This window comes from Paraburkholderia sp. MM5496-R1, assembly GCF_050436205.1.
Classification (GTDB): domain Bacteria; phylum Pseudomonadota; class Gammaproteobacteria; order Burkholderiales; family Burkholderiaceae; genus Paraburkholderia; species Paraburkholderia tuberum.
Window position 1 is genome coordinate 2743831 of the sequence record NZ_JBNDLT010000002.1, and the last position, 18907, is coordinate 2762737.

Annotated in this window: 19 protein-coding genes and 1 pseudogene; 13 read left to right on the forward strand and 7 right to left on the reverse strand. The window is 65.6% G+C overall.

The genetic code is table 11. The features are described from left to right. Positions 1–92 precede the first annotated feature (92 nt). Positions 93–215: pseudogene (locus OKW38_RS19585) on the forward strand (tlde1 domain-containing protein); the annotation flags it as partial. 184 nt (positions 216–399) lie between these two features. Here OKW38_RS19585 and pxpA read toward each other — a convergent pair. From pxpA to pxpB, 3 genes are read right to left on the reverse strand one after another with little or no spacing between them, the layout of a single operon-like run. Further along, positions 400–1152, reverse strand: a complete 753-nt coding sequence (gene pxpA, locus OKW38_RS19590) for a 5-oxoprolinase subunit PxpA (RefSeq protein ID WP_090802577.1) — start codon at positions 1150–1152, stop codon at positions 400–402. A gap of 20 nt (positions 1153–1172) precedes the next feature. Next, a complete protein-coding gene (locus OKW38_RS19595; RefSeq protein ID WP_090802578.1) occupies positions 1173–2225 on the reverse strand; it encodes a biotin-dependent carboxyltransferase family protein in 1053 nt (350 codons plus the stop codon). Further along, positions 2222–2875: a 5-oxoprolinase subunit PxpB gene (pxpB, locus tag OKW38_RS19600; RefSeq protein ID WP_429362765.1), complete on the reverse strand. Its 654-nt coding sequence runs from the start codon at positions 2873–2875 to the stop codon at positions 2222–2224. Before pxpB ends, OKW38_RS19595 begins: the two co-directional genes overlap by 4 nt. Positions 2876–3085: 210 nt before the next feature. Between pxpB and OKW38_RS19605 the strand changes: the two genes are divergently transcribed. Further along, a complete protein-coding gene (locus OKW38_RS19605; RefSeq protein ID WP_018418717.1) occupies positions 3086–3598 on the forward strand; it encodes a winged helix DNA-binding protein in 513 nt (170 codons plus the stop codon). Positions 3599–3649: 51 nt separating this feature from the next. On the opposite strand, the gene OKW38_RS19610 is transcribed toward OKW38_RS19605, so the two are convergent. Then, positions 3650–4192, reverse strand: a complete 543-nt coding sequence (locus OKW38_RS19610; RefSeq protein WP_429335441.1) for a 5-formyltetrahydrofolate cyclo-ligase — start codon at positions 4190–4192, stop codon at positions 3650–3652. A gap of 77 nt (positions 4193–4269) precedes the next feature. On the opposite strand from OKW38_RS19610, the gene OKW38_RS19615 reads away from it, so the two are divergent. The 4 genes from OKW38_RS19615 (at position 4270) to OKW38_RS19630 (ending at position 9183) form a co-directional block, all read left to right on the forward strand. Beyond that, entirely contained in the window at positions 4270–6237 is a 1968-nt protein-coding gene (locus tag OKW38_RS19615) for a lytic transglycosylase domain-containing protein (RefSeq protein ID WP_187612720.1), read from the forward strand. A gap of 82 nt (positions 6238–6319) precedes the next feature. Beyond that, positions 6320–7273, forward strand: coding sequence for a complex I NDUFA9 subunit family protein (locus OKW38_RS19620; protein ID WP_090802583.1), 954 nt, complete (start codon positions 6320–6322; stop codon positions 7271–7273). 27 nt (positions 7274–7300) lie between these two features. Continuing rightward, positions 7301–7954 carry a glutathione S-transferase family protein gene (locus tag OKW38_RS19625; protein WP_429362767.1) on the forward strand — a complete coding sequence of 218 codons (654 nt, stop codon included), beginning with the start codon at positions 7301–7303 and terminating at the stop codon, positions 7952–7954. Beyond that, positions 7951–9183 carry a multifunctional CCA addition/repair protein gene (locus OKW38_RS19630; RefSeq protein ID WP_429362769.1) on the forward strand — a complete coding sequence of 411 codons (1233 nt, stop codon included), beginning with the start codon at positions 7951–7953 and terminating at the stop codon, positions 9181–9183. The genes OKW38_RS19625 and OKW38_RS19630 overlap by 4 nt, the downstream gene beginning before the upstream one ends. A gap of 32 nt (positions 9184–9215) precedes the next feature. Here the strand turns inward: OKW38_RS19630 and OKW38_RS19635 are convergent, their stop codons facing one another. Together OKW38_RS19635 and OKW38_RS19640 are read right to left on the reverse strand one after the other, a co-directional pair. Next, on the reverse strand, positions 9216–9410 hold the full coding sequence (locus tag OKW38_RS19635) for a DUF2905 domain-containing protein (RefSeq protein WP_018418711.1): 195 nt from the start codon (positions 9408–9410) through the stop codon (positions 9216–9218). A gap of 31 nt (positions 9411–9441) precedes the next feature. Beyond that, positions 9442–10644, reverse strand: coding sequence for a class I SAM-dependent methyltransferase (locus OKW38_RS19640; RefSeq protein ID WP_090805533.1), 1203 nt, complete (start codon positions 10642–10644; stop codon positions 9442–9444). A gap of 13 nt (positions 10645–10657) precedes the next feature. Here OKW38_RS19640 and OKW38_RS19645 point away from each other — a divergent pair, with 13 nt between their 5' ends. From OKW38_RS19645 to OKW38_RS19670, 6 genes are all read left to right on the forward strand, one after another. Next, positions 10658–11485, forward strand: a complete 828-nt coding sequence (locus OKW38_RS19645) for an SDR family oxidoreductase (protein ID WP_429362771.1) — start codon at positions 10658–10660, stop codon at positions 11483–11485. A 91-nt stretch (positions 11486–11576) separates the two neighbouring features. Beyond that, entirely contained in the window at positions 11577–11972 is a 396-nt protein-coding gene (locus tag OKW38_RS19650; RefSeq protein WP_090802589.1) for a dihydroneopterin aldolase, read from the forward strand. 3 nt (positions 11973–11975) lie between these two features. Then, positions 11976–12977: a tRNA 2-thiocytidine(32) synthetase TtcA gene (ttcA, locus tag OKW38_RS19655; protein WP_429362773.1), complete on the forward strand. Its 1002-nt coding sequence runs from the start codon at positions 11976–11978 to the stop codon at positions 12975–12977. A 141-nt stretch (positions 12978–13118) separates the two neighbouring features. Then, complete coding sequence (glmU, locus tag OKW38_RS19660) at positions 13119–14480, forward strand: bifunctional UDP-N-acetylglucosamine diphosphorylase/glucosamine-1-phosphate N-acetyltransferase GlmU (protein ID WP_090802592.1); 1362 nt, start codon at positions 13119–13121, stop codon at positions 14478–14480. 59 nt (positions 14481–14539) lie between these two features. Beyond that, entirely contained in the window at positions 14540–16357 is a 1818-nt protein-coding gene (gene glmS / locus OKW38_RS19665) for a glutamine--fructose-6-phosphate transaminase (isomerizing) (RefSeq protein WP_429362775.1), read from the forward strand. 161 nt (positions 16358–16518) lie between these two features. Beyond that, the gene (locus tag OKW38_RS19670) at positions 16519–17118 is read left to right on the forward strand and encodes a rhomboid family intramembrane serine protease (protein ID WP_429362777.1); all 600 of its coding nucleotides are present in this window, start codon (positions 16519–16521) and stop codon (positions 17116–17118) included. A 51-nt stretch (positions 17119–17169) separates the two neighbouring features. Here OKW38_RS19670 and OKW38_RS19675 read toward each other — a convergent pair whose 3' ends face one another. Then, complete coding sequence (locus OKW38_RS19675) at positions 17170–17430, reverse strand: DUF6723 family protein (RefSeq protein WP_090805534.1); 261 nt, start codon at positions 17428–17430, stop codon at positions 17170–17172. A gap of 240 nt (positions 17431–17670) precedes the next feature. Here OKW38_RS19675 and OKW38_RS19680 point away from each other — a divergent pair, with 240 nt between their 5' ends. Beyond that, positions 17671–18906 carry an alkaline phosphatase family protein gene (locus tag OKW38_RS19680; protein ID WP_429362779.1) on the forward strand — a complete coding sequence of 412 codons (1236 nt, stop codon included), beginning with the start codon at positions 17671–17673 and terminating at the stop codon, positions 18904–18906. Position 18907: the final 1 nt, after the last annotated feature.

Consider the following 18907-nt stretch of genomic DNA (forward strand, 5'->3'; position numbering starts at 1 on the left):
TGAATCTCTGGCGCATTTCTCGGCGGCGTCCGAGTCGTGTTGCATCCTGTGGCTGTTAGCTTCGTCAGAACTTTTAGGAGATCCTATTGGCGGACACGCACCGCGCGCAATGGTTTGCTCTTTACCACATCGACCAACACATTGATGACTGGATGTTCGTGGACGGTGTGCGACGCGGTAGCTTGCGATTGCACCCGGTAGGACGATTCGGAGATCGTTGATATTGGCGGTCGCTCTGTTAGCGATCGTTAGTCATTTGCGTCGGACGCGCCACCGTTGATTGGACAGCAGCAGCTTTCGGACGACGAGGTACTGCGTCAGATGGCCAGCACCTCGTCGATATGAAAGGAACCGCCGGATCGGATCGGCGTGCGGCGGGGACGACGGTGATGCGAACGCTCAGACGCGCGCGGCGGCCGCCGCATGCACTTCGATGCCTGCGTCGGCGAGCGCGCCGCGAATGCGTCGCGCGAACGCCAGCGCATGCGGGCCGTCGCCGTGCAGGCAGATGGTCTGCGCGTTCAACGGCACCCACTGTCCGTCGACGGCTTTCACGCGATGCTCGCGGATCATCGCGAGCGTGCGCGCGAGCACTTCGTCCTCGTCGTCGAGCAGCGCGCCCGGCTCCTTGCGCGGCACGAGCGAGCCGTCGGCGCGATAGCCGCGGTCGGCGAACACTTCCTCGATCGCGGTCAGGCCCGCGTTGCGCGCGGCGCTCACGAGCCCGCTGTTGGCGAGCGCGAACACCGCCACGGACGGATCGAAATCGTGCACGGCGGAGACGATCGCGTCAGCGATCTTCGCCTCGCGCGCGGCCTGGTTGTACAGTGCGCCGTGCGGCTTTACGTGCGCGATGCGCCCGCCCTCGGCCTGCGCGATCGCCGACAGCGCGCCGAGCTGATACAGCACGCCCGCATAGATCTCGCCCGCCGGCAGATCCATTTCCTTGCGGCCGAAATTCTCGGGATCGTTGAAGCTCGGATGCGCGCCGATCGACACGCCTTTCTGCACGGCCCAGCGCACGCAGTCGCGCATCGCGTTGGGGCTGCCCGCATGCCAGCCGCATGCGATGTTGGCCGAGCTCACGAGGTCGAGCAGCGCCTCGTCGGAGCCGCAGCCTTCGCCGAGATCGGCGTTCAGATCGATTTCCATGGGGATTCCTTTACTTAGTGTCACAGCGCCGCGAGCGCCACCCGGCGCGCGCAACGCTCTTCATGCATCGCGATCGCGGCATCGATCTGCCGCAGATACGTGCGTTCTTCCAGCAAAGCCTGGCGCGCTTCGTAGGGCGTCGTCGGGATGAAACGGACAGCACCGTTCAGGCGCACCTGCGCGAGCTTCCACAGATCGGCCTGAATCACCGCGCCGATCTTCGGATAGCCGCCGGTGGTCTGCGCGTCGCTCATCAGCACGATCGGCTGACCGTTCGGGGGCACCTGGATCGTGCCGGGCAGTACCGCGTGGGACAGCAGGTCAGTCTTGTGCGTGCGCTTCAGCTCGGTGCCGGCAAGGCGATAGCCCATGCGGTTGCTGTTCGGCGTCACGAGCCACTCGTCGGACCAGAACGACTGCTGTGCATCCGCGGTGAAGCTGTCGTATTCGGGGCCGCGCAGCACGCGGATCGGTATGGCCCACGGCACGCCCGACGGATGACGACCGCGCCGCAGCGGCTCGTTGACCAGCACGAACTTGCACCAGGCGGGCGCCTTCACGCCGAACTCGGGCGCCTCGGGCGTGAAGCCGAGGTGGCCGCGCTGCTGCGGCGCGCCGACCGGCAGACGGTCGCCGTCGTTGAGCGCGCGGCCGCCGAGTCCGCCGAAATGGCCGGCAAGGTCGGTGCTGCGCGAGCCGAGCATCGGCAGCACGTCGATGCCGCCCGCCACGCAGACATAGCCGCGCATGCCGCGCTTCGCCGCGTGCAGCACGAGCTCCTGGCCGGCCTGCACGGGCAGACTCCAAAACGAATAGACGGGTTTGCCGTCGAGCGTCGCGCCGAACTCGGTGCCGGTGATCGCGACGCGCGTCGCGCGCAAAAAGCGCAGCGCGGTCGGGCCGAAGGTGATTTCGAGGCCGGCCGCGTCGGGGCGGTTGCCGACCAGCCGGTTGCCGACTTCGAGCGACAGCCGGTCGAGCGCCCCCCCCATCGCGACGCCGAGATGCCGATAGCCGTGGCGGCCGAGGTCCTGAATCGTGGTCTGGAGACCCGCGCGGATCACGTCGATCATGCGTGCATCCCCGCGATCGTGAAGCGCACCCGGTCGCCGGGCTGCAGCAGCGTGGGCGGACGGCGCGCCGGATCGAACAGCGGCACCTCGGTGCGGCCGATCAACTGCCAGCCGCCCGGCGACACCGCCGGATAGATGCCAGTCTGCTCCCCGCCGATGCCGACCGAGCCCGCTGGCACCTCGAGCCGCGGCGACGCGCGGCGCGGCGTGTGCAGCGCGGTGACGAGCCCACCCATATAGGCGAAGCCGGGCTGGAAGCCGAGAAAGAACACCACGTAGACGCCGCCCGCATGACGTTCGACGACCTCGCGCGCGCTCAAGCCCGTATGTTCGGCGACCGCCTGCAGATCGGGGCCGAATGCGCCGCCGTACTGCACTGCAATCTCGACGTCGCGCCCGGGCGCCACGGCTTTGGCCGCTGCGTTCCAGGCCGTCAGCAACTGCTCGCCGAGCGCGTCGGCGTCGGTCGAGAGCGGGTCGAACACGAGCGTCAGATTGTTCATGCCGGGCACGACTTCGAGCACCTGCGGCCAGTCGCGCGCGGCTTCGGCCGCAGCCCACACGCGCTGCTGGCACTCCAGCGTGGCGGGCGGCGGCGCTTCGCAGACGAGCGCGGCATCGCCGAGGGGAAAAATTCGTGGTTGGCTCATGACTGGGCGGCCCGGATCGAGTCGGAGGATGAGGCGGACAGCGCGGTGCGTTGGCGCATGCCCGGCACGGAGGCGGCGACGTTTGGAGCGTACATTATCAATAAAATATTGACGATTTACCAATAAGCGTTTTTGCCAGGCTCGTCGGCGGCGGGCAACGTCGTACACTTGCGACACTTTTCCAGCCCATTTTCGTCACGGGACCCTCGTATGACGCGTCATCCCACCAAGATCGTTTCGTCGGAACATCTCGTCTCCGAGAGCAGCGCGGAACTCTCGGAACTCGAATACGCGCTGATCATGGCGGGCAATGCGTTCAACCGCTGGATGGTGCGCTGCATGTCGGCGGCGGGCGACAAGGACATGACCGCGATCGAGGTGTCGCTGCTGCACCACGTGAGCCATCGCGAACGCCGCAAGAAGCTCGCGGACATCTGCTTCGTGCTGAACATCGAGGACACGCACGTCGCGACGTACGCGTTGAAAAAGCTCGTAGCTAGAGGGTACGTAAAAAGCGAAAAGACCGGCAAGGAAGTGTTCTTTTCCGCAACCGACGCGGGCCGCGAACTATGCCTGAAGTATCGCGAGGTGCGCGAAAACTGCCTGATCTCGACGCTCAAGGAAAGCGGCCTGACCAACCAGCAGATCGGCGAGGCCGCGCAGTTGATGCGCAATGCGTCGGGCCTGTACGACACGGCGGCGCGCGCGGCGGCTTCGCTGTAACGACGAAACGCCGCGCAAGCGCCGGCGCGTCACACGCCGCGCATCGCGCGTTCAGCCCGGCAGCGCCGGATGAAACCCCGCCTCTGTGACGATCAGATCGAGCGCAATGTCATGCGCCTCGCGTTCCAGCGTGTCGGTGCGGCACGCTTCGTAGGCGATGCCGACCGTGATCGGCTTGTGCGCCGCCGGCCAGCCGGCCAGTGTGCGGTCGTAATAGCCGCCGCCGTAGCCGAGGCGGTAGCCGTCCGAGTCGAAACCCACGCAGGGCACGAACAGCAGCTCGGGCAGCACCACGCGCCCCGAGGTGGGCTCGGCAATCTTGTGATGGCCGATTTTCATCGGCGTCGCGGGCGTCCAGGCATGGAATTCGAGCGCCATGCCACGTTCTTTAACGATTGGCAGACTGGCTTCGTGATGCGAGTCCGCGGCAAGCCAGAGCGCAATCGCCCCGCGCGCGTCGAACTCGCCGGCAAGCGGCCAGTAGAATCCCGCGCTGCGTACCGCGTAGTGCTTCAGCGCGTCGAGCATCCGACGCCCGAGCACGGCATTCTTCGCCGGCTCGGAAGCCGCTTGCAGACGGCTTTCCAGCAACATCCGGCGCAGCGCCTTTTTCGTTGCCGGGACAGGGTTGCATGCTATGCTTGGGTCCAATTCGCGCTCCAGAAACAACGATGTCAAAACGCCTTTTTCGAGTATATCGCGCGGCCAGTATCGCGCTTGCCGCAGCGGCACTCGTGGCCTGCAGCACTGCCTCGGCCGTCAAGCCCCTTCCGATCTCGCAACTCACGAACGACGACCAGATTTTCGTCCAGCTTCGCGAAGCCTCGCGTACTAACGACGCGGCGCGCGCAGCCCAGCTCGCGAGCATGATCCCGAATTATCCGGCGCCCTCGTATCTGGAGTACTTCCAGATCAAGCCGCAGCTGTTCGATTCGACCGGCCATGCGCGCATCGACGCGCCGGACGCGCCCGTGCTCGCGTTCCTGCAGAAGTACGACGGCCAGGCGATCGCCGATCGCATGCGCAACGACTACCTGACGGTGCTCGGCACGCGTCACGACTGGCGCAACTTCGACCAGCAGTACGCGAAGTTCGTGCTCGACGACGACACTCAGGTCAAGTGCTACGCGCTCGAATCGCGCGCGTCGCGCGGCGAGAACGTCGCGGACGCGGCGCGCGCGCTGCTCGTCGAGCCGAAGTGGTACGGCGACGGCTGCGTCGATCTGATCACGGTGCTCGGCGTGAACCACCAGTTCAGCGCCGACGACATCTGGGCGCAAATTCGTCTCGCGTACGAGCAGAACTACACGAGCACCGGCAGCAAGCTCGTCGACGCGCTCGGCGACCAGCCGCCCGACCCGGTGCTGTTCAGCCAGGCGACCAATGCGCCGCCGCTATTGCTCGCGCGCGGCGTCGGACCGGATGCGCAATCGCATCAACTGGCGCTGCTCGCCATCACGCGCATGGCGCGCAACGATCCGGCCATGGCCGCGGCCACGTTCGCGTCGGTCGCGCCGTCGCTGAATTCGCCGGAGCGCGCGATCGGCTGGGGCACGATCGGCTATCAGGGCGCGCTCAAGCAGATGCCTGGCGCGGTCGACTGGTTCCGGCTGTCGGCCAACGCGCCGCTGTCGAATCCCGCGTATGAATGGCGCACACGCAGCGCGCTGCTCGCAGGCGACTGGAACATGGTGCGCTGGTCGATCGAGCAGATGCCCGAGTCGCTGCGCAAGCAACCGTCGTGGGTGTACTGGCACGCGCGCGCGCTGAAGCAGGCCGGCGACACGGCCACGGCCAGTCAGGAATTCCAGTCGATCGCGTCGAACTTCAACTTCTACGGCCAGCTCGCGCTCGAAGAGCTCGGCCAGAAAATCACCGTGCCGCCGAAAACCACCGTGACCGACGCCGAAGTGCAGCAAGCCGGCACCACGCCGGGCTTCGGTCTCGCGCAGCGCTTCTATGGGCTGAATCTGCGGCTCGAAGGCAATCGCGAATGGAACTGGCCGTTGCGCAACATGTCCGACCGGCAACTGCTCGCCGCCGCCGAGTACGCGCGCCGCATCGAGCTGTACGACCGCACCGTCAACACCGCGGACCGCACGAAGAGCGAGCACGATTTTTCGCTACGCTATCTATCGCCGTTCCGCAACATCGTCGAGCAGGACGCGCAGTCGAGCGGGCTCGACGTCGAGTGGGCGTACGGGCTGATTCGCCAGGAGTCGCGCTTCATCATCAATGCCCGCTCTGAGGTCGGCGCGGGCGGACTGATGCAGCTGATGCCCGCCACCGCGCAACTGGTCGCGAAGAAGATCGGTCTGGGACCGGTGTCGCGCGAGCAGATGAACGACATCAACACCAACATCCTGCTCGGCACGAACTACCTGGCGATGATCTACAATCAGTTCGACGGGTCCGCCGTGCTGGCCACCGCTGGCTACAACGCAGGTCCGGGCCGTCCGCGCAACTGGCGGCAGTCGCTGCAGCGCCCGGTCGAAGGCGCGGTCTTCGCCGAGACGATTCCGTTTCAGGAAACTCGCGACTACGTGAAAAATGTGTTGTCCAACACGGTCTACTACGCGGCATTGTTCGAAGGCCGTCCGCAATCGCTGAAGGCGCGCCTGGGTTACATCGCACCGTAAGCGCCTTGGCGCCGCAATCTCGCTTCGAGGTTGCGGCGCGCTTCACCAGCCGTTGCCGCGGCTTCCATCAGGGAGTCGAAAAATGCGACATCAAGCCATCGCGGTCATCGGCGGTTCAGGGTTTATCGGCAGCTACCTCGTCAACGCGCTCGTTGAGACGGGCAAGGACGTGCGCGTCGCCACACGGCGACGCTACAACGCGCGCCATCTGACCATGCTGCCGATCGACGTGCTCGAAACCGACGTGTTCGATCCGGTGCAACTCGCGCGCTTCGTCGAGGGCGCGGATTGCGTAATCAATCTGGTCGGTATCCTGAACGGCAAACGCGGCAAGCCCTATGGGCGGGAGTTCGCGCATGCGCACGTCGAGCTGCCGACGCGCATCGTCGCCGCCTGCGAAGGCAAGGGCGTGCATCGGCTGATTCATCTGAGCGCGCTAGGCGCCAATCCGAACGGCCCGAGCATGTATTCGCGCTCGAAGGCCGACGGCGAGAAGGCCGTGCATGCGGCCAACGTCGCGTGGACGATCTTCCGGCCGTCCGTCGTGTTCGGACCCGAGGACGCGTTTCTGAACAAGTTCGCGTTCCTGCAGCGCGTGTTTCCGGCCATTCCGCTCGCGATGCCGGACGCGCAGTTCCAACCGGTCTATGTCGGCGACGTCGCGAAGGCGATCGTCAACGTGCTCGATCTCGATGGCGCGAGCGGCCGCACCTACGAGCTCGGCGGTCCGACCGTCTACACGCTCGAAGACCTGGTTTCGTACTGCGGCGACGTGATCGGCAAGCATGCGCGCATCATCCGTCTGCCCGAGCCGCTCGCGCGCCTGCAGGCATTGAGCTTCGAAATGGCGCCGGGCGAACCGGTGATTTCGCGCGACAATCTCGATTCGATGAAGGTCGCCAACATTCTGAGCGGGCCGCTCGCGCCCGAGCTCGGACTCGAACCGGTCAGCATCGAAGCGATCGTGCCGACGTACCTGACCGGTGCTGCCTCGGGTTCGCGACTCGACACATTCCGCGCCAACGCCGGGCGCTGAAGCCTTTCCCTCTACCTGATAACAAGTATGAAACTGCTGATTGGTGACAAGAACTATTCGTCGTGGTCGATGCGTCCGTGGCTGCTGCTCACGCACTTCGGCATTCCGTTCGACGAGGAACTGATCCTGCTGTACGAAGCGGACACGAATGCGAAGATCCGCGCTCAGGCGCCGCGCGGACCGGGCAAGGTGCCGTGCCTGATCGACGACGCCGGGCAGGCCGTGTGGGATTCGCTGGCGATCGCCGAAACGCTCGCCGAGCGCTTCCCGCAACACGCGCTGTGGCCGCGAGACGCGGCGGCGCGCGCGCATGCGCGCAGCGTCAGCGCCGAGATGCATGCGGGGTTCGGCGAGTTGCGCTCGAAGATGTGGATGAACATCCGTGCGTCGTTCCCGGGCAAGAACGCGACGCCGGGCGCGCTCGCCGATATCGCGCGGATCGAGATGATCTGGCGCGACTGCCTCGAGACCTACGGCGGTCCGTTCCTGTTCGGCGAATTCGGCATTGCCGACGCGATGTTCGCGCCGGTCGCGATGCGCTTCAACACGTGGAAGCCGGCGTTGTCGGAGACCGCGGCCGCCTATGTCGAGCGGCTCACCGAGCTGCCCGCGGTCAATGCATGGGTCGACGCCTCGCGCCGCGAAACGCACGCGATCGCCTATCAAGACGAAAGCCCATGAATATCTATGCAGTAGGTGGCGCGGTCCGCGACGAGCTGCTCGGCGTGCCGGTGCAGGACCGCGACTACGTGGTGGTGGGAGCAACACCCGAGCAGATGGTCGCGCAGGGCTATCGGCCGGTGGGCAAGGACTTTCCGGTATTCCTGCATCCGCAGACGCAGGAGGAGTACGCGCTCGCGCGCACCGAGCGCAAGACGGCGGCCGGCTATCGCGGCTTCCAGTTTTTCTATGCGCCCGACGTGACGCTCGAAGAAGACCTCGCGCGCCGCGATCTGACGATCAACGCGATGGCGCGCGAGGTGCGCCCGGACGGCGAGCTGACCGGCCCCGTCATCGATCCGTTCAACGGCCAGGCTGACTTGCAGGCGCGGCTTTTTCGCCATGCCAGCGCCGCGTTCCTCGAAGATCCGGTGCGGATTCTGCGCATCGCGCGTTTCGCGGCGCGTTTCGTCGATTTCACGGTCGCGCCGGAAACGCTGGCGCTGATGCGCGAGATGGTCGCCGACGGCGAAGCCGATGCGCTGGTGGCCGAGCGCGTGTGGCAGGAGGTGTCGCGCGGGTTGATGGAGAAGAAGCCGTCGCGGATGTTCGGCGTGCTGCGCGACTGTGGCGCGCTCGCGCGGATTCTGCCGGAGATCGACGCGCTGTTCGGCGTGCCGCAGCGCGCCGACTATCACCCCGAGGTCGATACCGGTGTCCACGTGATGATGGTGCTGGACCATGCCGCGCAGCAGGGCTACGCGCTGCCGGTGCGCTTCGCGGCGCTGACGCACGACCTCGGCAAGGCGACCACGCCGGAGGACCTGCTGCCGCGGCACATCGGCCACGAGGGCCGCAGCGTCGATCTGCTGAAGCCGCTGTGCGAGCGGCTGCGCGTGCCGAACGAGTGCCGCGATCTGGCGGTGCTGGTCGCGCGCGAGCACGGCAATATTCATCGCGTGATGGAGATGGGGGCGGCGGCTGTGGTGCGCCTGCTCGAGCGCAGCGACGCGATCAGGAAGCCGGCGCGCTTCGCCGAGGCGCTGCAGGCCTGCGAGTCGGATGCACGCGGGCGGCTCGGCCTCGAGATGAGCGAGTACCCGCAGGCCGAGCGGCTGAGGCTTGCACTGGTGGCCGCGCGAGGCGTGGATGCAGGGGCAGTGGCGCAGCGGCTCGCCGATGCGCCGGCCGGCATCAAGGACGCCGTGCATGAGGAGCGCGTGCGTGCGGTAGAGGCTGCGCTGGCTTGAAGTCGCGCGGGCGTAAAGTAGCGCGACGGCGCCTATAACACCCGCGCCAACAGCGACAACAGCATCGACAGCACCAGCGTCGACATGAACGGAAACGGATACTCGCGGCCGAACAGCCGCAAGGTCACGTCGCCGGGCATCCGGCCGATGCCGAGCTTCCTCAGCCACGGCCAGCACGACGACAGCACCGCGACGGCAACGAAGGTAGTCAAAAGCCAGCGGATCATCGCGAGTCCTCGAGCCAGAGCGGATTCACAATCACAGCGTATGCGAACGATCGCCGCTCGAGAAGGCGCGCAGCGTATCGTCGAGTCCACGCGAAAACGCGATCACCTTGAAGAGCTCGCCCATCTCCGCCTCGGACAGCAGCTTCTGTACCGCGTTGGCGGCGGGAAGAAAGCGCGCGGCGTCGGCGGGATCGATTTCGCCGAGCACCTCGGTGACGCCCGCGTTCAGCAGGAAGCGTGCTTGCGATGTGAAGCCGAGCAGGTCCGCGCCGGTCTCGACGCCCGCCTCGGCGATGCCGGTGAATTCGACGTGCGCGGTGATGTCCTGCAGACCGGGGTACAGGAACGGGTCGCCGTGCGCGCGGTGCCGGTAGTGGCACATCAGCGTGCCCTGCGCGCGCTGGTCGTGGTAGTACTCGTGGCGCGGAAAACCGTAGTCGATCAGCAAGATCGCGCCGCGCGCGAGCATCGTGCAGATGGTGCGCGTGAAGGCGCGCGCGGCTTCGTGCGTTTCTGTCACGTAGTCGTCGCCGGCCGGTTCGCGGGTCGCATCGATTTCGGTCAGCAGCGCGAGGTCCGCGGCGGCCGCGACGGGGCGGTCGTCGAACGCGAAGGCGCCGTCGCGCCACACCACGCCGCGCTCGCGCCAGACACCGCCGTTTTGCGCGAAGAGCCGCACCGGCATCGCATCGAGCACCTCGTTGCCGATCACCACGCCTTCGAAGCGCTGCGGCAACGCGTCGAGCCAGCGCACTTTCGCGAGCAGCGCGGGCGCGGCCGCCGCGATCGTTTCGCGCTGCCGCTCGCGCAGCTCACCCGATAGATCGATGATCGAATAGCTGTCGAACCCGGCGCCGAGCGTGTCGAGCGCATTGAGCAAGCCCGCGGCGAGCTTGCCGGTGCCGGCGCCGAACTCCATCACATCGCGCGTGCCGCTCGCCTCCAACGCTTCGGCGAGCGGGCGCGCGAGCGTCGCGGCGAACAGCGGCGACAATTCCGGCGCGGTGACGAAGTCGCTGCCGTCGTCCGCGCGCAGGCCGAATTTACGCGCACCGCCGCTGTAGTAGCCGAGACCCGGCGCGTACAACGCGCGCTCCATGTAGCGATCGAACGGCAGCCAGCCGCCGGCCGCGTCGAGCTGCGCGCGGATCTCGGCGACGAGCGCGTCGGACTGCGCGAGCGCGCTCGGGCCGGGAGCAGGTAAACTATCGGGTTGGTGAGCTTTGGGATTCATCCCCGCATTGTAAATGACCGTTTCTCCGGACATCGCTACCCGCGCGGCTGAACTGCCGCCCGAAACGCCCCGCGTCGTGCTGATTACGGGCGCCGCGCGCCGCATCGGGCGCGCGCTCGCCCTCGGCTTCGCCGCGCGCGGCTGGGACGTGGCCGTGCACTACGGTGCCTCGCGTGAGGACGCCGACGAAGTGGTCGCGCAGATCGTCGCGCTGGGCCGCCGCGCGGTCGCGCTGCACGCCGAGCTCGGCGACGAGGCGCAGGTCGCCCGGCTGCTGCCCGACTGTGCCGCTGCGCTCGGGCGGCCGTCGTGCATCGTCAATAACGCGTCGCGCTTCGAGGAAGACACGGCGCGCGACGTCGGCTACGAGCTGCTGCTGAAGCTGACCGCGATGAACGTCGGCGCGCCGCTCGTGCTCGCGCGCATGCTTTACGACGCGACGCCCGATGCGGCATTGCGCGACGAAAGCCAGCGCGGCGTCGTCATCAATGTGCTGGATCAGAAGCTGTACAACATGAACCCGGACTATCTGTCGTACACGCTGTCGAAGGCGGCGCTGCAGACCGCGACGGTCGCGCTCGCTCAGGCGCTTGCGCCGAAGCTCCGGGTGGTCGGGCTCGCGCCCGGGCTGACCATGCAATCGGGCGACCAGACCCAGCACGGGTTCGAGGCCGCTCACCGTATGACGCCTCTTGGCCGTGCGTCGCGGCCCGAGGATATCGTCGCCGCCGCGCTGTATCTCGCGGATGCAGCCGGCGTGACCGGAACGACGCTGGTGGTCGACGGCGGGCAGCATCTCGTGCCGCTGCCGCGCGACGTGATGTTTTTGACGGGCGCCTGACACGCGCGCGTGGCCGGCCTTCGAGGCGGTCATCGCGTGTGGCGAAGCGCCCCTTTGCGTGCCCCGCACGCTTTTTTGGACTGGAACGAACATGTTTGCCGCTCTTTCGCACCCCCGGCTCGCCGATTGCCGCCGGCTTTTTCTGCGCAATTACGAAGTGCACATCAACATTGGCGTGCACGACTTCGAAAAGCGCGGCGAGCAGCGCGTCGTGATCAACGTCGAACTGTTCGTGCCGCTCGCGATGTCCACGCCGGTGCACGACAAGCTCACCGAAGTCGTCGACTACGACTTCATGCGCTCGACGATCGCGAGGCGCGTCTCGCAAGGCCATATTCATCTGCAGGAAACGCTGTGCGACGACCTCGTGCGCGCGATGCTCGAACATCCGCAGGTGCGCGGCGCGCGCGTGTCGACCGAAAAGCCGGACGTGTATCCGGACTGCGATGCGGTCGGCGTCGAAGTCTTCCGCATCAAGGAGGACTGAGCGATGAACGCACCGGAAATCCTGACCGCAGACAACGAAGCCGCTGACGCCATCGCGGCACCGAGCGCCGCCCGCGCCCCGAAATCGCCGCTCACGCGCCGCGAGCAGAAGGAAGCGTACGAGAACAACAAGCTCTTCAAGCGTCTCGCGCGCCAGGTCGGCCAGGCGATCGGCGACTACAACATGATCGAGGACGGCGACAAGGTGATGGTGTGCCTGTCGGGCGGCAAGGACAGTTACGCGATGCTCGAGATCCTGATGCGGCTGCGCGAGCGCGCGCCGATCAATTTCGACATCGTCGCGGTAAACCTCGACCAGAAGCAGCCGGGCTTCCCCGAGCACGTGCTGCCCGAGTATCTGACCCAGCTCGACATCCCGTTTCACATCGAGAATCAGGACACCTACAGCATCGTCAAGCGGCTCGTGCCGGAGGGCAAGACCACCTGTTCGCTGTGCTCGCGGCTGCGGCGCGGCATCCTGTATCGCGTCGCCGGCGAGCTCGGCGCGACCAAGATCGCGCTCGGCCATCATCGCGACGACATCCTGCAAACGCTGCTGCTGAACCTGTTCTACGGCGGCAAGTTGAAGGGCATGCCGCCCAAGCTGCAATCGGACGACGGCAAGAACATCGTGATCCGGCCGCTCGCCTACGTGAAGGAAACCGATCTGGAGAAGTACGCCGAGCTGCGTGAATTCCCGATCATTCCGTGCAATCTGTGCGGTAGCCAACCAAACCTTAAGCGCGCGGAAATGAAGGCGCTGGTCCGCGACTGGGAAAAGCGTTTCCCGGGCCGCATCGAGAACATGTTCAATGCGTTGTCGAACGTGGTGCCGTCGCATCTGATGGATCACCAGCTGTTTGCGTTCGCGGGGCTGCGCGCGAGCGGCGAAGCCGACCCGCAAGGTGACATCGCGTTCGACGAAGAACCATGCTCGAGCGGCGACGAAGGCGCGCCGCTCACCAATGCGAAGACCATTTCGCTGGTCCAGTTCGACGACGTGTAACGAGCGAAAAGTGCCTGTTCCCGCGGCATTCCGGCGCTTTTCCGCTGGCTTGCAAGCCCTGCCGAGGCCGCGTCTGCGGCCTTTTTTGCAGGTGCAGCATGATAGAATCGTCCGCTCCAAACTCGTCTATTTGCCGACGCCATGAACATCGTCATTTTGGCGGCAGGTACCGGCAAGCGCATGCGGTCCGCGCTTCCCAAGGTGCTCCATCCTCTGGCCGGCCGGCCGCTCCTCGCTCATGTCATCGACACCGCCCGCGCGCTGAAGCCCGCCCGCCTGATCGTCGTGATCGGCCACGGCGCCGAAGCCGTGCGCGAAGCCGTCGCGGCGCCCGATATCCAGTTCGCGGTGCAGGAGCAACAGCTCGGCACCGGCCACGCGGTGCAGCAGGCGCTGCCGCTGCTCGATCCATCGTTGCCCACGCTGGTGCTTTATGGCGACGTGCCGCTCACGCGTGCGCAAACGCTGCGCGCACTGACCGGGCGTGCCGGCCAGGACGGTTACGGCGTGCTCACCGTCACGCTCGACGACCCGACCGGTTACGGCCGCATCGTGCGCGATCAGCACGGCAACGTGCAACGCATCGTCGAGCAGAAGGACGCGAGTCCCGAGCAGCTGAAGATCGCCGAAATCAACACCGGCATCATCGTCGCGCCGACCGCGCGCCTTGCCGGCTGGCTCGCGGCGCTCAAAAACGACAACGCGCAAGGCGAGTTCTATCTGACCGACGCGGTCGAAATGGCGATCGAAGCCGGCCTCGAAGTCGTCACCACGCAGCCCGACGACGAGTGGGAAACGCTCGGCGTCAACAGCAAGCAGCAGCTCGCCGAGCTCGAGCGGATTCATCAGCGCAATGTCGCCGACGCACTACTCGTCGCGGGCGTGACGCTCGCCGACCCGGCGCGCGTCGACGTGCGCGGCACGCTCGAATGCGGCCGCGACGTGTCGATCGACGTCAACTGCGTGTTCGAAGGCCGTGTGACGCTGGCCGACAACGTCAGCATCGGGCCGAACTGCGTGATTCGCAACGCGAGTATCGGCGCCGGTACGCGCGTCGATGCGTTCACGCACATCGAAGGCGCGCAAGTCGGCGCGAAGGCCGTTGTCGGTCCATATGCGCGCTTGCGCACAGGCGCGGCGCTGCAAGACGAGTCTCATGTAGGGAACTTCGTCGAGATCAAGAACGCGGTGCTCGGTCATGGCTCGAAGGCCAACCACCTCACCTACCTCGGCGATGCGGATGTCGGCGCGCGCGTGAATATCGGCGCGGGCACGATCACCTGCAACTACGACGGCGCCAACAAATTCCGCACCGTGATCGAGGACGACGTGTTCGTCGGCTCGGACACGCAACTGGTCGCACCGGTGCGCGTGCAGCGCGGCGCGACGATCGCGGCCGGCACCACGGTGTGGAAGGACGTCGCCGCCGACGCGCTGGTGTTGAACGATAAAACCCAGACGAGCAAGACGGGCTACGTGCGCCCTGTCAAAAAGAAAAGCTGATCGATACGGCGTGCCCACGAGGCGCGCTCACTGAATCCGGCACTGAAAAGGAATACACCATGTGCGGCATTGTCGGCGCGGTTGCGCAACGTAATATCGTTCCGGTCCTGATCGAAGGACTGCGACGCCTCGAATATCGCGGCTACGATTCGTGCGGCGTCGCCGTGCTCGGCGCTCGCGGGCCGAGCCGCGCGCGCAGCGTCGCGCGCGTGGCCGACCTCGAAGGCCAGGTGCGCGACGGTCGCCTCGAAGGCGTGACGGGCATCGCGCATACACGCTGGGCCACGCATGGCGCACCGGTCACCGACAACGCGCACCCGATCTTCTCGCGCGATGCGCTGGCGTTGGTACACAACGGCATCATCGAAAACTACGAGACCTTGCGCGAAATGCTGCGCGGCAAGGGTTACGAGTTCGTCTCGCAGACCGACACCGAGGTTATCGCGCACCTGGTCCATAGCCTGTATCGCGGCGACCTGTTCGCCGCGGTGCGCGAGGCGATCGCGCAACTGCACGGCGCGTATGCGATCGCGGTGCTGCACGAGGATCAGCCGCATACGGTGGTCGGCGCGCGCCAGGGCTCGCCGCTCGTGGTCGGGCTCGGGGACGGCGAAAACTTCCTCGCATCGGACGCGCTCGCGCTCGCAGGCAGCACCGAGCGCTTCATCTTCCTCGAGGAAGGCGACGTCTGCGAACTGTCGCTCGATGGCGTGCGCATCGCCGATCGCCAGGGCGAGGCCGCGCAACGCGAGGTGCGCCAGGTGGCCGCCTATGGCGGCGCGGTCGAACTCGGCCCGTATCGCCACTTCATGCAGAAGGAAATCTTCGAGCAGCCGCGCGCGATCACCGACACGATTCCGCAGGCCGACGCGTTCGATGCGTCGATCTTCGGCGAAGGCGCGCGCCAGGTGTTCGCGGACATCGACAGCCTGCTGATTCTCGCGTGCGGCACCAGCTACTACTCGGGGCTCACCGCCAAGTACTGGCTCGAATCGCTCGCGAAGATTCCGACTCAGGTCGAGATCGCGAGCGAGTATCGCTATCGCGAGTCGGTGCCGAATCCGAAGTCGCTGGTGGTGGTGATTTCGCAGTCGGGCGAAACCGCCGACACGCTCGCGGCGCTCAAGCACGCGCAGGAGCTCGGCCACAAGCACACGCTCGCGATCTGCAACGTCGGCACGAGCGCGATGGTGCGGCAGACCGAGTTGTCGTTCCTCACGCACGCGGGCCGCGAGATCGGCGTCGCGTCGACCAAGGCATTCACGACGCAGCTGGTTGCGCTGTTCACGCTGGCGGCAACGCTCGCGAAGCTGCGCGGACGTTTGAACGACGAGCAGGAAGCGAGTTATCTGAAGCAGTTGCGCCACCTGCCGGCGGCGCTCAACAGCGTGCTCGCGCTGGAGCCGCAGATCATCGCGTGGTCGGAGGAGTTTTCGCGCAAGGAACATGCGTTGTTCCTCGGCCGCGGCATGCACTATCCGATCGCGCTCGAAGGCGCGCTGAAGCTCAAGGAGATTTCGTATATCCACGCCGAGGCGTATCCGGCTGGCGAGCTGAAGCACGGGCCGCTGGCGCTCGTGACCGAAGCGATGCCGGTGGTGACGGTCGCGCCGAACGACGCGCTGCTCGAAAAGCTGAAGTCGAACATCCAGGAAGTGCGCGCGCGCGGCGGCGAGCTTTATGTGTTCGCCGATGCCGATACGAAGATCGTCAACGGCGAAGGGCTGCATGTGATCCGGATGCCAGAGCACTATGGCTTGCTGTCGCCGATCCTGCACGTCGTGCCGCTGCAGTTGCTCGCGTATCACACCGCTTGTGCGCGTGGCACGGATGTGGATAAGCCGCGGAACCTGGCGAAGTCGGTGACGGTGGAGTGACGAAGACGTAGCGGCAAACCGGGCCGCAAGCTCACGCAATCAGCCGCGCCGCCATGCGGTCCGGCGGACGAAACACCATCGGCATCTGTCGTGCAACGATGCCTCGACGTGACGACGCCACATCGACTACCCTCTGTCGACATCCATGTGGCCTCGTCATCATGAAGACCTCATCTCCCAACACGCTCACCGAAAAGCTGAAGTCACGCGTCGTGCTAATCGGGCTGTTCGTCGGTTCGATGTGGGCGGTGTTCTTTCTGTCGGTTGCGTTGCCGTTCCTGCATCTGAACGAACACGGCGTCGTGCCGCGTTCGCTCGACGGCTTGCAGGGCATCCTGTTCGCGCCGTGGCTGCATGCGAGCGTCGGACACATCGCCGCCAACACGAGCGGGCTCGTCGTACTCGGCTGGCTGTGTACGTGGCCGGATATCGCCGGCTTCTGGCGCGCGACCATCGGCGCGATGCTCGGCGCCGGTCTTTGCGCGTGGCTATTCGGCGCGCCGTATTCGGTGCATATCGGCGCGAGCGGGCTGGTGTTCGGCTATGCCGGTCACCTGATTGCGCGTGGTTACTACACGCGCAATCTCGTGTCGATCCTCGTGGCCCTGGTCGTCGTCAGCAGCTACGGTCTGAGCCTGCTGTTCGGCGTACTGCCGATCTATCCGGATGTGTCGTGGCAGAGCCATGTCGGCGGCGTGCTCGGTGGGGTGCTCGCCGCGCGTGCGGGGGCCGGCGCGGCAAACCGGGTACGCGTGCGCTGACCCACCCGTATTTTTTCGCCTATCGGCATATCGCCGGGTGATCGACGAATCCTACAACTCCGGCCGCGCCAGATCGCTCGCGACGATGTGTTCGCCATACACCTGCGCGGCCGCGAGCGCTTCGAGTCGGCTCGCGTGTGGGCCCAGTTCGGGCGCGCCATCGAATGGAAACAGCACGCGGCCGTCGGTCGTGCGCACCACCTTCAATACGCCGAAGAAGCGCCGGTAGCCGGCCATTTTCGCGCTCGCCGAAATCTCGAAGTCGTCCTCCGACGTGCCGGGGACGCTGGGAATAAACGCGGTCTTGCTCATAGCTGAAAACATCGGTTGTTCGTTGAGGCGGCATGCAACGATGCGCGCGGCCGACGCGCATTGTCTCAAATCGGCGCGAAGCGTGAATCGAGTCGGCAACCCGCTGGTTCGCCAATGGTTTTATCGGTGAACTAACGTCAACTTTCACGGCAATGTCATAGGCGCTCCATAAAGTCTGCCCGCAAATAAAACCGCATTCCCGACAGGGCAACAAAAAGACAGCAACAGAGGGCCACGAACATGTCACACCGCATTGGGCTACGCGCACTCATCATGGCCGCTTGCGCGGCTTTAATCGCTTTGATCGTGGCCGCGTGCGGCTCGTCTTCTTCGTCCGGCGGGCTGCAACTGACCGGACAGCAGCAGATTCGCCACGTCTTCGTGATCACGCTCGAAAACGAAAACTACGCGACCACATTCGGCGCCAACACCAAAGCGCCGTATCTCGCGCAAACACTGGCATCGCAAGGCGCGCTCGTGCAGCAGTACTACGGCACGGGCCACGTGAGTCTCGACAACTACATCTCGATGATCAGCGGCCAGTCGCCGACCAACGAGACCGACAACGACTGCATGACCTATCAGGACTTCAAGCTGACCGGCATGACGTCCGATGGCCAGGCGATCGGCTCGGGCTGCGTGTATCCGGCGAGCGTGAAGACGTTGCCGGACCAACTGAAGGCAGCGGGCTATACGTGGAAGGGCTATGAAGGCGACATGGGCAACGATCCGTCGCGCGAAGCCGCCACCTGCGGCCATCCGACGCCGAACACGACGGACCTCACGCAGTCGGCCGAAGCGCCGAGCGCGGCCGTGCCGCTCGGCGACCAGTATGCGACGCGCCACAATCCGTTCATGTACTTCCACTCGATCATCGATTCGCCGGACTGCGGACAGCACGTCGTCAATCTGAATAACCTGCAGAACGATCTGCAATCGGTCTCGACCACGGCGAACTTCAACCTGATCACGCCGAACCTGTGCGACGACGGCCACGACGCACCTTGCGTGAACGGCCAGCCGGGCGGCCTGACGAGCGCGAACACGTTCCTGCAGAAGTGGGTGCCGATCATCACCGCATCGCCGGCGTTCCAGAAGGATGGCCTGCTGATCATCAACTTCGACGAAAGCAGCTACGCGACGGTCACGCAGTCCGCGTCTGGCGAGGATCTGATATTTGCCGGCACGACCTGCTGTAGCCAGCAACCCGGGCCGAACCTGCCGTCGTTCCCGGAGACTTCGTCGCTCGCCTATAACGGCATCACGATCAACCTGACCAAGTCGAGCTACGGCGGCGACCAGACCGGCGCTGTGATGATCTCGAAGTTCATCAAGCCGGGTACGGTGTCCACGGTGCCGTACAACCACTATTCGATGCTGAAGAGCATCGAGGACATCTTCCAGCTCGACCACCTTGGTTATGCGGGACAGGCCGGTCTGGTGGGGTTCGGCAGCGACATCTTCACGAACCTGTAAA

What these genes read in the sequence shown, in the direction of transcription:
- OKW38_RS19625 (WP_429362767.1), top strand. Translation starts at nt 7,301, where the DNA reads ATGAAACTGCTGATTGGTGACAAGAACTATTCGTCGTGGTCGATGCGT.
- glmS (WP_429362775.1), top strand. Translation starts at nt 14,540, where the DNA reads ATGTGCGGCATTGTCGGCGCGGTTGCGCAACGTAATATCGTTCCGGTC.
- pxpA (WP_090802577.1), bottom strand. Translation starts at nt 1,152, where the DNA reads ATGGAAATCGATCTGAACGCCGATCTCGGCGAAGGCTGCGGCTCCGAC.
- OKW38_RS19680 (WP_429362779.1), top strand. Translation starts at nt 17,671, where the DNA reads ATGTCACACCGCATTGGGCTACGCGCACTCATCATGGCCGCTTGCGCG.
- ttcA (WP_429362773.1), top strand. Translation starts at nt 11,976, where the DNA reads ATGAACGCACCGGAAATCCTGACCGCAGACAACGAAGCCGCTGACGCC.
- OKW38_RS19595 (WP_090802578.1), bottom strand. Translation starts at nt 2,225, where the DNA reads ATGATCGACGTGATCCGCGCGGGTCTCCAGACCACGATTCAGGACCTC.
- OKW38_RS19610 (WP_429335441.1), bottom strand. Translation starts at nt 4,192, where the DNA reads ATGTTGCTGGAAAGCCGTCTGCAAGCGGCTTCCGAGCCGGCGAAGAAT.
- OKW38_RS19635 (WP_018418711.1), bottom strand. Translation starts at nt 9,410, where the DNA reads ATGATCCGCTGGCTTTTGACTACCTTCGTTGCCGTCGCGGTGCTGTCG.
- OKW38_RS19675 (WP_090805534.1), bottom strand. Translation starts at nt 17,430, where the DNA reads ATGAGCAAGACCGCGTTTATTCCCAGCGTCCCCGGCACGTCGGAGGAC.
- OKW38_RS19640 (WP_090805533.1), bottom strand. Translation starts at nt 10,644, where the DNA reads ATGAATCCCAAAGCTCACCAACCCGATAGTTTACCTGCTCCCGGCCCG.
- OKW38_RS19605 (WP_018418717.1), top strand. Translation starts at nt 3,086, where the DNA reads ATGACGCGTCATCCCACCAAGATCGTTTCGTCGGAACATCTCGTCTCC.
- pxpB (WP_429362765.1), bottom strand. Translation starts at nt 2,875, where the DNA reads ATGAGCCAACCACGAATTTTTCCCCTCGGCGATGCCGCGCTCGTCTGC.
- glmU (WP_090802592.1), top strand. Translation starts at nt 13,119, where the DNA reads ATGAACATCGTCATTTTGGCGGCAGGTACCGGCAAGCGCATGCGGTCC.
- OKW38_RS19650 (WP_090802589.1), top strand. Translation starts at nt 11,577, where the DNA reads ATGTTTGCCGCTCTTTCGCACCCCCGGCTCGCCGATTGCCGCCGGCTT.
- OKW38_RS19615 (WP_187612720.1), top strand. Translation starts at nt 4,270, where the DNA reads ATGTCAAAACGCCTTTTTCGAGTATATCGCGCGGCCAGTATCGCGCTT.
- OKW38_RS19630 (WP_429362769.1), top strand. Translation starts at nt 7,951, where the DNA reads ATGAATATCTATGCAGTAGGTGGCGCGGTCCGCGACGAGCTGCTCGGC.
- OKW38_RS19645 (WP_429362771.1), top strand. Translation starts at nt 10,658, where the DNA reads ATGACCGTTTCTCCGGACATCGCTACCCGCGCGGCTGAACTGCCGCCC.
- OKW38_RS19620 (WP_090802583.1), top strand. Translation starts at nt 6,320, where the DNA reads ATGCGACATCAAGCCATCGCGGTCATCGGCGGTTCAGGGTTTATCGGC.
- OKW38_RS19670 (WP_429362777.1), top strand. Translation starts at nt 16,519, where the DNA reads ATGAAGACCTCATCTCCCAACACGCTCACCGAAAAGCTGAAGTCACGC.